Raw genomic sequence first — 14771 nt, forward strand, 5'->3', positions numbered from 1 at the left:
TCCCGATGAGACGCGTTTCTCCCGCCGGGAGAAGTTGACGCGCAGCGGTGGATGAGGGTCGACGGAGTTCGGAAGGCGTGACGGAACACAAAGGCGTCCTCGAAGCGCCATAACCCTCATCCGGCCGTTCCGGCCACCTTCTCCCGGGGGGAGAAGGGATGATTGCACCTGGTTGCCTTGATGCGTATCAGTCGGCCTCGATGGCCAGCTTGAGGGTCAGCACGACCTTCCGGGGGTGCTTGGGATCCTTGGCGTCGGCCTCGAGTTCCTGGGTCTCGTAGCGGAGGAGGACGACGTCCTCGCCGGGCTTGGGGGCGACGGGCTTCTCGATCCGGGTCGTGGAGCCGGCGAAGGCCTTCCAGCCCCACCATAGGGCGTCCGGGGGCAGCGCGATCCCCGAGCCCCCGCGCGAGGCCTCGGAGTGGATGCGGAGCTGGAGGTCCGACGGGCGGAGGAAGAACAGGATCTTGCCCCGGTCCGCGCCCGGCGTCTTGTTGGCCTCCTTGACGAGCAGGATCTCCTTCTTGCTGACGGTCTTCTGGCCCACCTCCTCGGCCTCCAGCCAGCACTTCGGGCGGCCCCCCTCGTACTCGAAGACCCACGCGCCGATGCCCAGGAAGTCGGCCAGGTCCTCGGCCGAGAGCGAGCTGCTGCGGACCGTCCCCGCGGGCCGGGGCTCCTCGGCGAGGGCCGGAACGGGCGTCGGGCAGAGCGTCGCGAAGACGAACGGGAGGGAGAGGACGAGAGCGCGTTTCATCGAGAGGGTCCTGGTAGGGTGACGGCCGGAGGGGCCGGGATCATTCGGGGGTCTCGTCGACGGGCACGAGCACGTTGCGGCTCTGGAGCAGGCCGACGAGGCCGTCGAACCGCCAGCGGCCGTCTTCCTCGACGAGCTGGTAGACGAAGCCCGTGCGGTTCGTGGGGCAGATCCAGACGCCGGCGCCCTGCCGCCACGCCTGGAAATTCTTGCCGATGTAGCGCGGGAGGCCCACGATCCCCCCCTCGGCCGCCGGCCGGATCGGGTGCGAGGCCAGGTAGCGCGTGGTGTAGTAGGGCCGCGCGGCCTCGATCCGCGCCGGATCGGCCAGGTCGGGCCGGTTGGCGAGGGCGATCAGCTCGGAATAGGCCCGGACCGCCTGGCGCACGGGGCGGGTGGCGACGACCTCGAAGGCGAGGCCCCCGGCCAGCACGGCGACGCCGGCCGCGACGATCAGGACGTTGCGCGCCTTGGGGCTCATCGCTTGAGCTGCGACTTCAGCTCGTCGCGGAGGCGATCGACGATCGAGTCGGCCTTGGCCTGGGCGAGGAGCTCCTGGACGACCGTCTTGACGCCGCGCGGGCCCCATTGCCCCCCCTGCCTCAGGTACGTGCCGGCGGCGCGGCCGATGACGTACGAGGCCGACGACGACGCCACGGCCTGCGTCAGCCCGATCGCCCCGTAGCCCAGGGCCGTCAGGGGCGCGGCCAGGCCGCCGGACATCACGGTCAGGCCCGCCATCGACGCCTTCACGCCGCTGCCGACGAGCCGGGTCGCCACCTGGATCAGGCCGGTCGCGCCCAGGGCCAGGCTCATGTCGCGGACCAGCCGGACGGCGGCCGACCGCGAGAGGGGGATGCCGTAGACCCGGCTGAGCGCCAGGATCATCGCCACGTCGACCGCGAGGCCCCCCGCCAGGTCGGCCACCGGGATCGGGTTGAGCGCGACGGCCGCCCCCTTCGCCAGCGAGTAGTTCCAGATCAGGCGGTTCGCGGCGTCCTCGCGGATCCGCACCTTGCGCTCGAGGATCTCGGCGTGGAGGTCGCCGGCGGTCAGCAGGGTGTTGAGCGCCACGAGCGCCTTGCCCTCGCGCTCCAGGACGTCGAGGATCCGCACCTTCAGGGGCTCGATCAGGGGGGCGGGGCGCTCCCACTCGGTCCGGGTCGCGCCGTCCGGGGTCCGTACCTTGACCAGGACCGGGTCGGGCCGTGCGGCGCAGAGGACGACGTCCTCGGGGCGGACGAAGCCCTTCACGCGCTCGTCCTCCAGCATGGCGTGGATCGCGTCGCGGTCGGCGTCGGGGTAGCGGTCGACCTGGTTGAAGACGAGCAGGATCGGCTTCTTGTGGCGGCGAAGCTCGATCAGGGCGTCGATCTCGATCCGCTGCATATCGCCCGAGACGACGAACAGGATCAGGTCGGCGCGACGGGCGGCGTCGCGGGCCTGGGCCTCGCGGACCTCGCCGCCGACCTCGTCGATGCCGGGGGTGTCGACCAGGATCAGGCGGGCCTCCGGGAACCCGCCGCCGCCCGATTCGGCCCACTCCTGGGTCGAACGCCGGACGGTCGTGCCGTGGGTCGCGCCGACCTCGAAAAGGTCGCGGCCGAGGAGGGCGTTGAGGACCGACGACTTGCCCCGGCTGACCATCCCGAAGGCGACGATCTCGACGGTCGTCTCGTCGAGCTTCACGGCCAGCTCGCGGAGCCGGGCCAGCTCCGGGGCCATCGCCTTCGCTTCCTCGGGCGTGAGCTGGAGGGCGTCGAGCGTGGCCTTCAGGCTGTCCCGGGCCCGCTCGACGGCGTCGGGCGAGGTCGTTCCGGCGGCGACGTCCGCGGCGTGCTGCAGGTCGTCGAGCAGCGGGCCGAGCGCCCCGGCCCCGGCGTCCTGATCGGGCTTCTGACCGCCCGGCGTCGTACCCATTCGGAATATCCCTTCGACGTCGCGTCGGCTGCCTCAGGAGGCGTGGCGGTCCGGGACCGGGGCGGCCTTGCGGCGAACCTTGGACAGGAAGCGGTCGATCGCCTGGCGGGCGAACTCCTGGAGGAAGTCGGCCCGGCTGTTGGCCTCGAACTGCCGGAGCACGGCCCCCTCGATCCCCTCCGGGCCCCAGGTCTCGCCGTCCCGGAAGTAGTCGGCCAGGGTCTTGCCGGCGATCCGGGCGAGATACGCCATCGTGACCGCCTGCACCGCGCCCGCCGCCACGAAGGTCGTCGGCGTCCGCTTGAAGACCCCCGCGACGACCGACGACGCGGCCTCGACCAGGCCGACCTTGAGCATCGCCTGCGCCAGCCGCCCGCCCAGCGCCCGGAGCCTCGCCGCGCCCGGATCGAGATCGTAGACCCGCGCCAGGTCGGCGATCAGGTCGAGCTGCACGGCCGCGCCCTGCAGCAGGTTCAGGGCCGGGACGGGGTTGGCGAAGACGGTCGTCGCCGTGACCCACTGGTAATGATCCACCAGCTCGTCGCACTTGAGCCGACGTTCGGCGTCCAGCGTCGACTCGGCCTCGCGGCCCAGCAGCCGGGTCTTGAGCAGCAGGTTGGCGACGCGGAGCAGCCGCCCCTCGTTGGCGAGCACCCGGGCGATCCGGTCGCGGAGGGCCTGGACGTCGGGATCCTGGACCTCGTAAACCGTCTGGGACGAGCCGTCGGGCTGCATGACGCGGACCGGGATCGGCCGCGGGGCGGCGGCGATCGTCACCACGTCGTCGGCCGGCACGACGCCTTCCACCCGGCTGCGGATCCGGGCGAGGATCGCCGTCCGGTCGGCGTCGGGGAAGCGATTCTTCTTGTTGAAGACGACGATCGTCCGCTTGCCCAGCCTGGCCAGCTCGTTCAGGGCGGCGTATTCGCCCCGGACCAGGTCGTGGTCGACGACGAACAGCAGCAGGTCGGCCCGCTGGGCCAGCCGCCGCGCGTCCTGCTCGCGCTCGCCGCCGCCCAGGCCCGCCTCGGAGAGGCCCGGCGTGTCGACCAGGCGGACGATCCCCTCGACGCCTTCGAGCGTGTAGACGTGGTTCTCGCCCTGACGCGTCGTCCCCATGACGGCCCCGGTCGCGCCCACCTCGCGGCCGATCAGGGCGTTGATGAGCGACGTCTTGCCGGCCGAGACCGTGCCGAAGACGACGACGTCCAGCTCCGACGTCGTGGCGACCCGGCCCTCGTCCAGCCGGTCCAGCTCGCCCCGCAGCTCCTCGCGCCGGCGGACGTCGCGGATCTTCTCGATGTGCTCCCGCGCCCGGGCCGCCTGCAGCTCGGCGGCCTCGGCCAGCGAGACGGGGTCGAGCGGCGGCGACTCCTCGCGCTCGTCCCGGCCCTCGGCCTTGCGCGTCGCGAGCGCCGTCCATCCGGCCCAGGCGAGGGTCAGGGCCACGGCCAGGCCGAGCGGGATCAGGAGCGCCGGCTTCCCGCCGCCGAGACGGTCGCCGCTCATCGCGACGGCCAGGAAGAGGGCCGCGGCCGTCAGAGCGGCGGCGAGGGGGATGAGGAGGCTTTGAGAGAGGCGCGAGGGTCGCATTCCGTGAGGGTACTCGCCTGGGGCGGGGTGCGTCGAGACACCCTATGATTGTGGCGACGTCCCACGGCCCCCCGCCAGGGGCTCGGCCGGGAATCGGGCGGCCCGCGACGCCGAAGAGGGCGGGCTCCCGGGCGTCGGTCCGTTGGTCCGGACGAACGCCCCGAGTCCCGCCCTCTTCGGGGCGAAATCCCTGCGCCGGCCGGCTCAGCGCCGGCTGACGTTCCAGCCGAGGTTGTCCATCATCGCGGCCAGGCGATTGCGGCGAGGGGCCTGCTGGGGGCGGGCCGCCCCGGTCGCGGGATGCTGATGGTCGTGGTCGTGATCATGGCCGCGGGCGGGGCCGCCGAGGGCCGGGGCCTCATAGCCCTCGTCGACGCTCGTGTCGGGCATCGCCAGGAGCGGGCCGCCCGCCTCGGCGGCGTCGACCTCGGTGGCGCGGCCGGAACGCGACGCGGTCGGGCCGGTCGGCGAATCCAGCTCGGGGGGCTTGGGCCGCGGGGCGTTCGTCCGGGGGTTTGGCGTGTCGAAGGGCGAGCGATTCGGGTCGTTCGCCGGGGCCGCGGGGGCGGCGTCGGCCGGGGGCGCGGGGTCCACGCCCTGGCGGGGCGGGGCGGCGGCCGGCGGCGCGGCGTTGGCCTTGTCGTCCATCTCGAACGGGCTGCGGTCGTCCTCGTTCGGGGGGGTCGGCAGCTTGGGCTTGGCCGGATCGGCCGGGCCGGGCCCGGCCGCATCGCCGCCCTGATCGGGGCCCTGGCCCTGATCGTCGCCAGCGGCCCACTCGGGGGGCTGGAGCGGCAGCTCCTTGAACGCGGCCTTGGCGTCCGGGGCCTCGGGGCTGGGCGCGCCCCAGCCGCTGGGGAACCGCCGCCAGAGGGTGGGGTGGTAGCCGAAATATTGGTCCTTATAGATCCGGTAGACCGGATCCTCCTGGCTGCACGGGACCCGCCTGCGCTTGATCGGGTGCAGGGGCAGGAGCCCCGTCTGCTGGGCCTGGGCCGACTCCGTCAGCACGATGCTCGCCGCCGCCGCGACGACCAGCGCCGCGAGCAGCCTTCTCGATGATTTCGTGTGCATTCCTTGCCTCGTCCGATCGGGTTGCACGCTTCGCCTCCGGATCTCCTGGGGGAGGCCGACCCAACGCGACTTCGCCTTCACGGCTCCTGCCCTACGATCGGGTCCGCCGCGTCCCAGCCTGTAGATAAAATGGGGAACTGACGTAGTATCCGGGTTTTACGCAAATGACGAAAAATCGCGATACGCCGAAAGGAAGGAATATGCGGAACCCCCCGGTCGTCCCCATGCGAAGGATTGGATTGGGGGGACGGCCGCCGCCGATCTAGGGACGTGGGAACTGATCTCCGTCGCGACGCGCCCGCCGAGGGCGACGTGCACGGCGGGGGGACGGTCGGGCCCTTCACGGTCCGGTCCTGTAATTGGAAGGGAAGCGACCTATGAACGAAGGGATCCGGCGCGTCGCCCGCCTGGGGGCGGCCTTCGCGGTCGCGGCGGCCCTGGGGGGCGCGGCGAGGGGCCAGGCGACGCAGGCCGCGGCCGAGCCGACGATGATGTTCAACCCGTCGTCGGGGCAGGCGGTCATGGTCGACCCACTGGCGGCGCAGATGCTCTACGGCACGGGGATCCCGCTGACGCGGGGCCAGGCCGGGCTGTCGGCGATGTCGTCGGCCTCGCGGTTCACGGGGATCGGCTCGGGGCGCGTCAGCGGCGTCCGGGGCGGGCCCGAGCCCAAGCGGGGGTCGGCGGCCGCCCCGCGGAAGCCGACGCTGCGAGCCCCCGGAGGGCAGGCGTCGGGGTATTTCAACCGCTACGGCGGGGGGACGGCGACCAACGTCTCGGCCCCGACGAGCACGGCCACGACCCGCAATTATTACAATCGGCCGGCCGGATTCTTCCCCGAAGGGGTCCGATAACGCGGAATCCCGCCCCTTTGGATTTGAGCGGGCGGGGGAATATGCCGATTTTAAGTCGTGTCAAGGCCGTTCGCGGGGTCGACGGGTCGGGATTCGACGCGACGGCGACCGAAGAACGGATAGGGAATTGGGGATCCGGCGAGCGGGTGACGTCGCGAAGGACCGCGGCGGCCGCTCGATGCAGGAGAAGGGATCTCTGCCGAGCCGGTCTCGGAGTGCCGGGAGGAGAAGGCATGGAACGCACAGGGAGTATCCGCCGGGCCGGCTGGTTGGTGATGATCGCAGCCGCCTGCGCCGCCTGCGGCTGCCAGACGGTCAAGACGCCGGAAGAGGCGATCGCCAATAGCAATATCCCGACCGAGTTCAAGAAGGTCTCGATGCCGGACTACGTCGTCGAGCCCCCCGACCTGATCCTCGTCGAGGTGCTGGAGGCCCTGGAAGGCCGGCCGATCTCCGGCGAACGCCTGGTCCGCCCCGACGGCAAGATCACCCTGGGCTTCTATGGAGAAGTCTACGTCGCCGGCCTGACCATCCCGGAGGTCAAGGAGAAGATCGTCCTGCACCTCCGCAAATATCTCAGCGACGACCTGCTCGGGCTCTTCGAGGAAGACCCCAAGACGGGCAAGCCGATCCCGATCGACCCCAAGGACACCGACCGGGTGTTCGTCGACGTCACGGCCTACAACAGCAAGAACTACTACGTCCTGGGCGACGTCGGGGCCCCGGGCAAGCTGCCCATCACGGGCAACGAGACCGTCCTCGACGCGATCCAGTACGCCGGCGGCCTGATGCCGACGGCCGCGCCCCAGAACATCCGGCTCGTCCGGCCGGCGCCCCCGGGAGCCTGCTGCGAGCAGCTCCTGCCGGTCAACATCGCCGCGATCACCAGCGGCGGCGACCCGACGACCAACTACCAGCTCATGCCCGGCGACCGGCTCGTGGTCTACCGCGACCCGATCGTGAGGACGACGATCTTCCTCGACCGCATCGCCGCCCCGTTCCAGACCGTGATCAACACGATCCTCCAGAGCGCCTTCACGATCCGGTCGGTGCAGTTCGCCGCCGTGGGAGTGCAGGGCGCGGGGGGCGCCGGGACCGGGACCACCACGACGCCCTCGCTGTTGACCCAGCCGGGCGCCCGCTGACCCGGCCCGACGAGCGGATCTCGTGAATTCGACCCCGACGCGAACCACCGACCCGACCGCCGGCGAGCCACGCCCGCGGTCGGGTCGTTTCGCGTCGTCCTCGGCTCGGAGACGTCCCTTGATCGACCCCGACCTCGACCGCCAAGACGGATTGACCGGACCGGCCGCCGGGCCCAAGATGACGTCCGGAACAACCGCGACGCGGCGAGGGAGGCCCGGATTGATCATGCTCCGACCAGCGACCGTCGTCCCCGACGCCGCGCCGGCCCGGGTCGACGTCCGACCGGAGCCGCCGCGACGCGTCAGCCGTCTCTTCCGGCGCTCGGCCCAGTATTTCGGGCTGGCGGCCCTGCTCTTTTTCGGGTCGCTGGCGCTGCGACCCTACGTCAGCCAGAACCTGGGCGTGATCGCACCCGGCCGCGCCCTCCGCTCGGCGCAGCCGACCTCGGGGCTCAAGGGCCTGATCGACGAGCACAGGCTGGCCTCGATCCTCAACCTCCGCGGGGGCGAGCCCGGCGACGACTGGTACGCCCACGAGGTCCGAACCACGGCCGGGGCGGGCGTCGATTTCTTCGACCTCCCCCTGAGCGCCGTGCGCAGGCCCAGCCGCCGCGAGCTGCTGCTGCTCATCGACGTGCTCGTCGCCGCCCGGCCCCCGCTGCTGATCCACTGCCGCGCCGGGGCCGACCGCACCGGCCTGGCGACGGTCGTCTACAACCTGATGGTGCTGGGCCGGCCCCCCGAAGAGGCGATGGCGGCCTTCACCGTCTTCCACGGCCATTTCCCGATCTTCGGCACCCAGCACCTCCACGAGCCGATCGACGAGTACGCCGCCTGGCTCAAGGAGCGCGGGCTGTCCCACGCGCCCGACCGGTTCCGCCGCTGGGCGCGCGAGGAGTACCGGGCTCCCGACCCCCCGGGCGACCCCCGCCCGCTCCCCGCCGGCCCGCGGCGGCCCAAGTGAGCCGCGGCGGCTCTGATCACTCGGGATAGATCAGGTGGCGGCGGCGGACGGCGTCGAACTCGGCCAGCTCCTGGCCCCAGAGGGCCTCGATCTGCTCGATGCTCTTGAGGTCGAGGATCGCCTGGTACGTCGCCTGATCCGTGAGCAGCGTCGTCATGCGCTCGGGCTTCCACTGCTCCTTGTACTCCCGACGCAGGGTGAGCGCCAGGGCCAGGCCCAGCTTGATCGGGTCGAACGCGGCCCGGTCGGTGATCTGGATCTGGACGCCGCCGCACTTCTCTCCCTTGTACTGGCGCTCGGTCGGCGAGAACTCGATCGGGGTGAAGCCGACGCCCGGGATCGCCATGGCGTCGAGCGAGCGGGCCCATTCGACGGGCTTGATCCAGGGCGCGCCGACGCGTTCGAAGGGCGTGTCGGTGCCGCGGCCGGTCGCCAGGTTCGTCCCTTCGAGCCAGCCGACGCCGGGATAGAGCAAGGCCTCGGTAAGGCTCCGCATGTTGGGCGAAGGATTGACCCAGAGCAGCCCCGTGCGGTCGAAGGCGGCGTCTCGGGTCCAGCCCTCGCAGGGGACGACCGTCAGCTCGGCGCCGATCTTGCGCTCGGCGTTGTACAGCTTCGCCATCTCGCCGACGGTCATGCCGTGGCGGATGGGGATCGCGTGGTAGGCGACGAACGTCTCGATCCCATCGTCGCGGACCGGGCCCGAGACCGAGACCCCGTCGATCGGGTTGGGGCGGTCGAGGACGACCACGCCCTTGCCGTTCGCCTTAGCCGCTTCGAGCACCAGACCGAGGGTCGAGATGTAGGTGTAGTAGCGGACGCCGATGTCCTGGATGTCGTAGACGAGGACGTCGACGTCGGCGAGGTCCGCGTCCTGGGGCTTGCGCTTCTTGCCCTCGTACAGGCTGACGACCGGGAGCTTGGTCGCCTCGTCGATCCCGTCGGTGATCTTGTCGACGTCGAGCGCGCCGCGGATGCCGTGCTCGGGGCTGAAGAGCTTGACGAGCTTGACCTCGGGGGCGTGGAAGAGGACGTCGATCGTGGGGCGGCCGTCGGCCGAGCGGCCTGTGTGGTTCGTAACCAGGCCGACCCGCTTGCCCTTGAGGACGTCGAAGCCGCGCGCCGCGAGGACGTCGATCCCGCACTTCACCGCCGCCGTCGGCGCGGGAGCCGACGCGACTTCCGGGGCCGGCTCGGGCTCGGGGGCGGACGCCGGCCGGTGATCGGGCGGGTCGGCGAGCGCCGCGGCGGCCAGCGTGGCGAGGTCGCGGCGGAGCGCGATCGGCGAGGGCCCCTTGCCGGTCGGGTGCAGCCGGCTGGTCAAAAGGATCACGAAGGTCTGGGTCTCCGGGTCGATCCAGAGGCTCGTGCCGGTGAACCCGGTGTGGCCGAAGCTCGACGGGCCGAACAGCTCGCCCCGGGGGCTGCTGTAGCTGGTGGCGACGTCCCACCCCAGCCCCCGGCGCTGGTTTTCGGGGGTGTCGGCCGGGTCGGCCATGCGACGGACGGCCAGCGGGCTGAGGATGCGGGCGCCGTTGGGGGCGAGCCCGTCGTCGAGGAGCATCCGGGCGTAGGTCGCCAGGTCGTCGGCCGTCGCGAAGAGCCCGGCGTGGCCGGCCACCCCGCCGAGCGCCCGCGACCGCGGGTCGTGGACCACGCCCCGCAGGAACGCCTCGCCCTCCTTCTCGGTCGGCGCGATCCGGTCGACCGCCGGTCGGCCCGCGGCGTCGCCGGCGAGCGGGCGGAAGTGGGCGTCGGCCATCCCCGCCGGCCGGAAGACTCGCTCGGCCGCGAAGACGTCCAGGGGCTGGCCCGAGACCTTTTCCACGAGCTTGCCCAGGATGATGTAGCCGACGTCCGAGTAGATGAACTTCGCGCCCGGCCGGGCCACCGGCTGCAGCTCGGCGATCTTCTTCCAGGCCGCCTCGGGACCGTCCTTGTAGTCGTCGATCGCGTTATCCGGGATCAGCCCGGCGCGGTGCCGCAGCAGGTGCTCGACGGTGATCTTCCCCTTGCCGTGGTTGTCCAGCTCGGGGAAGTACTTGACGATCGGGTCGGACGGCCGCAGCTTCCCCTCTTCGATCAGGACCAGGACCGAGGTCGCGGTTGCGATGGGCTTGGTGAGCGAGGCCATGTCGAAGACGGCGTCGCGGGTCATGGGCTCGGCGGTCGGCTCGACGGCCCGCCGGCCGAAGGTCCGGGCGTAGGCGACGCCGCCGTTGCGGCCCACCAGGACCACCGCCCCGGGGATCTGTTCCGCCGCGACGGCCTTCTCCACGACGGCGTCGATCCGCTTCAGGCGGTCGGAGTCGAAACCGAGCTGCGCCGCGGTCTCGGCGTCCGGTTCCGGGTCCCCCGCCCGCGCCGGTTCCTCCCACCCCCGGGCGATCCCGCCGCCCATGCCGAACACGCCGACCAGGAACCACGCCGCGAGTCGACCATCGAACGGCTGTTTCACGATCATCCACCTGGTGCCACGAGGAGCCGAACATCCCGGATGCGCCACCCGGCGGCATCGCAGGGTTCATTTTAAGGAGTTCGGACGGGCCGCGGTAGCAGGCGCATCGCCGCTCGCACCATAGCGGAGGATGGGCCGGAGGCGGCCGCTTCGACGCCGAACGCCTCAGGATCGAGGGCGTTCGAAAAGAAAAAACCGGCCGCCGACCGGGACCTTCACGACGACCTCTCCCTTCGTCGTGAAACTCCCAAATCAACGAGCCGGTTGGCTTGCGTTGTAAGGAACCGGACAGCGCCCAAGACACTCACGGCCGCCTCTCCCTCGGCCGAGAACATCCGGAACGACGTCCGGTTGGCTTGCTGGCTCGACGGCCCGCTTCGGGCCGGAACCTGGTGGAAAAAACCGGTCAGAGAGCCGACACTCCGCGACGACCTCTCCCTTCGCCGCGGAACACCGTATCCACTGACCGGTTGGCCTGGCGGCTCGACGACTCGCTCGGGGGCGGGTCGGAACCTTTTGTAAAAACCGGCAGCGATTCGATTCCCTGCGGACGCCTCTCCCTCGTCCGCAAGAAACCTCGTCAAACTGCCGGTTGGCTTGGTGGCTCGACGGCCCTGTTCGGGGCCGGAACCTGGTGGAAAAAACCGGTCAGAGAGCCGATACTCCGCGACGACCTCTCCCTTCGCCGCGGAACACCGTATCCACTAACCGGTTGGATCGTCCGGGCTCGACGTCTCCCCGCCTTTCGTGCCGGCGGGGATCGGAACCTCGGTGTGAGAAAGGGCGAGCGGGGGGTCGTGCGAGGCATCCCGCTCGCCCTTTGGCGGGGCAATCGTGTAACACGATCGTCGCCAGTGGGGTGGCTTCTTGTAAGTTGGTTGGAGCCTTCCGGCCCTCGTCTTGACTCGGTTGCAACTTTAGGAACCGACTCGACTTTCGTCCTTACCTTCGTTCTCGTCTCGACGCCAGGAGTAAAAAGCAAAGGCAGTGCCAGAACCCGAAAACGGATCGACGGGAGGCCTCGGGAACGCCGAGAGGACCCCCATCCGATCGCGGATTTCCCAAATCTCCGAATAGTTTACGACGAGGGATTTTTTTTCGAGGAGACGTCGGAAATTCAGCCCGCGGGCCTCGATCCAACAATTCTCAATCCGATCTCTTGGTGGCATCGCACAAGATCCAGGCAGGTCCTGCCGAAGAGATCAACACACTATTGGCCTGATGAGTGACCATCCGGGACTCGGCGGGATTGGGATCGCGAATCGAGTGTTCCGGATGACAATCGGACCCGACCCCCGAGGTCAGGAAGAGACAATCCGGGCATGATGACTGGGTGTCTTCTCGAATTCGGGCACCATCAAGCCAGCTGGGACGGTTTTCACGCATGCTTAACGAAGAGACGTCGGGGCCGCCCTTCGATGTAGGCTTCATCCCGGCGATCGCAGCCTGGGAGAATCAGGGCGAGGCCGCCCCCCTGGAAGGATGGACGGCGCAGGAACTCGAATCCTCGGGGGCCCCGACGCGATTGCCGCTCGCCGCGTGGTGGCCGGCTCTCGACCGCCTGGCGACGGCGCGTCGCGCCCGACCCGGCTGGCCCCAGCCGCTCGACGACCGGCTGACCGACTTCGTGCGGATGCTCTTGAGGTTCACCCGGCCCGACGGCCGGCCGTCGGCCCTCGGCGCCGCGCCGGCCGGCTTCCGCACGCCCGCCTCGTCCTGGTCGAAGATCGCCTCGGCCTTCCCCGCGGGGGACGTCCACCGCGTCCTGAGCTGGTGGTTCCCGCGTCGCGACTTCGAACCCGTCCCGCCCCCCCTGCCCGCCTGGTCGAGCCCCGATCGGGCGCTCGGCGTCCTCCGGGCGGACTGGACGCCCCGGGGCGACTTCCTGACCTTCGATCAGCGTGAAGACGGGGGCGGGACGCGGTTCGAGCTGTACGGGGCCGGCGTCCCCTGGCTGGGCCCGAACTGGGCGGCCCCCGGACCGCCGGGGTCGCCGACGCCGACGTCCGCGGCCGAACCGACGGCCTGGGCGACGAACTCCAGCGCCGACGTCGCCGAGTGGACGTTCCGGGCCGGCGACCTGCAAGTCACCCGCCTGGCCCTGATGCTGCGCGGCCGCCGCCTGGCCATCCTGGCCGACCAGGTCGAGGGGGCCCGATCCGCCGAGACGTTGGAAACGCGCCTGGCCGTGCCCGAGGGCCTGGCCGTGGCGACCATCCCCGACGCCGAGGCCCTGCTCTTGAGGACGGGGGGCCCCGGGAAGTCGGCCCAGGTGATCCCGATCGGCCTCGGCCGGCTCACGTTCGACGCCGAGTCGCGGCGGCTCGTGCTGCCCCAGGTCCCGGTCGAGGGCCGGGCGTGGCTCCCCCTGGTGGTCTCGTGGGACCACGCGCGGCACCGCAAGCCGCTCCAGTGGCGGCGGCTGACGGTCGCCGAGCAAGGCCAGGCCTGCCCGCCGGAGGCCGCCTGGGCGGCGCGGGTGAGCTGGGGGCGGGCCGAGACGTTCGTGGTGTACCGCAGCCTGGGCCCCGCGACGCGGCGGTCGTTCCTGGGCTGCTCGACGACCGCCCGGTTCCTGGTCGGCCGGTTCACGCCCGAGGGGGACGTCGACGTGATCGTGACGCTCCCCTGAGCCGTCGGCTCGCCTCAGCGGTCCCGGGGCTTGCTCAGGATCGTCGTCAGCGAGAGGCCGACGTAGACGAGCACCACCACGGCGGTCAGCATGCCGGTGTGGAAATGGCTCTTGGCCAGGCTGGGGCTGCCGCCGCCCCGGATCAGGAGTCCGAGTACGGCCTGGGTCGTGATCAGGACCGCGGACAGGATTCCGGTTATGATGAGGAGCGGCTTCATCGAAAGGTCGCCTCGGTCCATCGCGTTGCGCGGGCCGACTTCGCCGACGACCCGACTCGAACGCCCCGAAGATAACCGATGCGGCGTCCCGCGTCACCCCGACGCCCCCGCGCTCCAGGCCGACCATCCCGACATGAACAGCGACCGAATCCGCGAGAACCTCCTCACCGTCCAGGGCCGGATCGCCCAGGCCGCCCGCCGATCGGGCCGCGAGCCGGCCGCGGTGACGCTCGTCGCCGTCACCAAGAAGCGGCCCGTCGAGCTGCTGCGGCCCCTGCTGGAGGCCGGCACCCTCGACCTGGGCGAGAACTACCCGCAGGAACTCTGGGAGAAGGTCGAGGCTCTGTCCGGCGCCCCGGCCCCGATCCGCTGGCACCTGATCGGCCACCTGCAAGGCAACAAGGCCCGGCGGACCCTGCCGATGGTCCGGCTGATCCACGCCGTGGACTCGCTCAAGCTGCTGAAGACGCTCGACGACCTGGCCGCCGAGGTCGCCGACCCGCCCGAGGTCTGCCTGCAGGTCAACACGTCGGCCGAGGAGGCCAAGCACGGCTGGAAGGACGCCTCGGTCCTCGCCGACGCCGACGCCATCGCCGCCTGCTCCCGCATCAAGGTCGCCGGCCTGATGACGATGGCCGCCTACGGCACAGACGCCGAGACCGCCCGACCCTCGTTCGTCCGCCTCCGGGCCATCCGCGACTCGCTGGCCCGATTGACCGGCCTGCCGCTGCGAAGCCTCTCGATGGGGATGTCGAACGACTACGAGGCCGCCGTCGAGGAGGGCGCGACGCTCGTCCGGGTCGGCTCCGCGCTCTTCGAGGGGGTCGAGCCGTGATCGAGCTGACTCCTAGCAAGGAGGGCGTCCTCGTGAACGTCCACGCCCAGCCAGGCGCCCGCCGCAGCGGGGTCCTCGGCGAGCACGCCGGGGCGATCCGCGTGGCCGTGACCGCCGCCCCCGACAAGGGGAAGGCCAACGCCGCGATCCTCGACGTCCTCGCCCAGGCGCTCGGCCTGCGGACCTCGCAGCTCGCCCTGATCTCCGGCGAGACCTCGCGCCGCAAGCGAGTCCTCCTCGCCGACATCACCCCCGAGGATGCCGGCCGACGAATCGCCGAGGCCCTCCCTATCCCCAAGCCCGAAGTCGATTCTCGTTAAG

Annotated in this window: 13 protein-coding genes; 6 read left to right on the forward strand and 7 right to left on the reverse strand. The window is 71.1% G+C overall.

Features of this window, described 5'->3' with window-relative positions:
- Nucleotides 1-187 precede the first annotated feature (187 nt).
- The 5 genes from PZE19_RS09985 to PZE19_RS10005 all read right to left on the reverse strand — a co-directional run bounded on the left by PZE19_RS09985 (nucleotide 188) and on the right by PZE19_RS10005 (nucleotide 5344).
- The gene (locus tag PZE19_RS09985; RefSeq protein WP_277860465.1) at nucleotides 188-757 is read right to left on the reverse strand and encodes a hypothetical protein; all 570 of its coding nucleotides are present in this window, start codon (nucleotides 755-757) and stop codon (nucleotides 188-190) included.
- Nucleotides 758-797: 40 nt separating this feature from the next.
- Complete coding sequence (locus PZE19_RS09990; RefSeq protein ID WP_277860466.1) at nucleotides 798-1238, reverse strand: hypothetical protein; 441 nt, start codon at nucleotides 1236-1238, stop codon at nucleotides 798-800.
- Nucleotides 1235-2677: a YcjF family protein gene (locus PZE19_RS09995; protein ID WP_277860467.1), complete on the reverse strand. Its 1443-nt coding sequence runs from the start codon at nucleotides 2675-2677 to the stop codon at nucleotides 1235-1237. Before PZE19_RS09995 ends, PZE19_RS09990 begins: the two co-directional genes overlap by 4 nt.
- Before the next feature lie 33 nt (nucleotides 2678-2710).
- Complete coding sequence (locus PZE19_RS10000; protein WP_277860468.1) at nucleotides 2711-4270, reverse strand: YcjF family protein; 1560 nt, start codon at nucleotides 4268-4270, stop codon at nucleotides 2711-2713.
- Between the two features lie 204 nt (nucleotides 4271-4474).
- The gene (locus tag PZE19_RS10005; RefSeq protein ID WP_277860469.1) at nucleotides 4475-5344 is read right to left on the reverse strand and encodes a hypothetical protein; all 870 of its coding nucleotides are present in this window, start codon (nucleotides 5342-5344) and stop codon (nucleotides 4475-4477) included.
- A 377-nt stretch (nucleotides 5345-5721) separates the two neighbouring features.
- Between PZE19_RS10005 and PZE19_RS10010 the strand changes: the two genes are divergently transcribed.
- The 3 genes from PZE19_RS10010 (at nucleotide 5722) to PZE19_RS10020 (ending at nucleotide 8307) form a co-directional block, all read left to right on the forward strand.
- The gene (locus PZE19_RS10010; RefSeq protein ID WP_277860470.1) at nucleotides 5722-6198 is read left to right on the forward strand and encodes a hypothetical protein; all 477 of its coding nucleotides are present in this window, start codon (nucleotides 5722-5724) and stop codon (nucleotides 6196-6198) included.
- A gap of 233 nt (nucleotides 6199-6431) precedes the next feature.
- Complete coding sequence (locus tag PZE19_RS10015; RefSeq protein WP_277860471.1) at nucleotides 6432-7343, forward strand: polysaccharide biosynthesis/export family protein; 912 nt, start codon at nucleotides 6432-6434, stop codon at nucleotides 7341-7343.
- A 226-nt stretch (nucleotides 7344-7569) separates the two neighbouring features.
- Entirely contained in the window at nucleotides 7570-8307 is a 738-nt protein-coding gene (locus PZE19_RS10020) for a tyrosine-protein phosphatase (protein WP_277860472.1), read from the forward strand.
- Between the two features lie 16 nt (nucleotides 8308-8323).
- Here PZE19_RS10020 and PZE19_RS10025 read toward each other — a convergent pair whose 3' ends face one another.
- Nucleotides 8324-10765 (reverse strand): exo-beta-N-acetylmuramidase NamZ domain-containing protein, encoded by a 2442-nt coding sequence (locus PZE19_RS10025; RefSeq protein WP_277860473.1) that lies wholly within the window; start codon nucleotides 10763-10765, stop codon nucleotides 8324-8326.
- 1384 nt (nucleotides 10766-12149) lie between these two features.
- On the opposite strand from PZE19_RS10025, the gene PZE19_RS10030 reads away from it, so the two are divergent.
- Nucleotides 12150-13397, forward strand: a complete 1248-nt coding sequence (locus PZE19_RS10030; RefSeq protein WP_277860474.1) for a hypothetical protein — start codon at nucleotides 12150-12152, stop codon at nucleotides 13395-13397.
- A gap of 14 nt (nucleotides 13398-13411) precedes the next feature.
- Here the strand turns inward: PZE19_RS10030 and PZE19_RS10035 are convergent, their stop codons facing one another.
- Nucleotides 13412-13615 carry a hypothetical protein gene (locus PZE19_RS10035; RefSeq protein ID WP_277860475.1) on the reverse strand — a complete coding sequence of 68 codons (204 nt, stop codon included), beginning with the start codon at nucleotides 13613-13615 and terminating at the stop codon, nucleotides 13412-13414.
- 133 nt (nucleotides 13616-13748) lie between these two features.
- Here PZE19_RS10035 and PZE19_RS10040 point away from each other — a divergent pair, with 133 nt between their 5' ends.
- Both PZE19_RS10040 and PZE19_RS10045 read left to right on the forward strand, forming a co-directional pair.
- Nucleotides 13749-14450, forward strand: a complete 702-nt coding sequence (locus PZE19_RS10040; protein ID WP_277860476.1) for a YggS family pyridoxal phosphate-dependent enzyme — start codon at nucleotides 13749-13751, stop codon at nucleotides 14448-14450.
- Nucleotides 14447-14770, forward strand: coding sequence for a DUF167 domain-containing protein (locus PZE19_RS10045; protein WP_277860477.1), 324 nt, complete (start codon nucleotides 14447-14449; stop codon nucleotides 14768-14770). The genes PZE19_RS10040 and PZE19_RS10045 overlap by 4 nt, the downstream gene beginning before the upstream one ends.
- The last annotated feature ends 1 nt before the right edge of the window (nucleotide 14771 follow it).

Origin of the sequence: Paludisphaera mucosa, assembly GCF_029589435.1 — a bacterium.
In the GTDB taxonomy this organism is placed as follows: Bacteria; Planctomycetota; Planctomycetia; order Isosphaerales; family Isosphaeraceae; genus Paludisphaera; species Paludisphaera mucosa.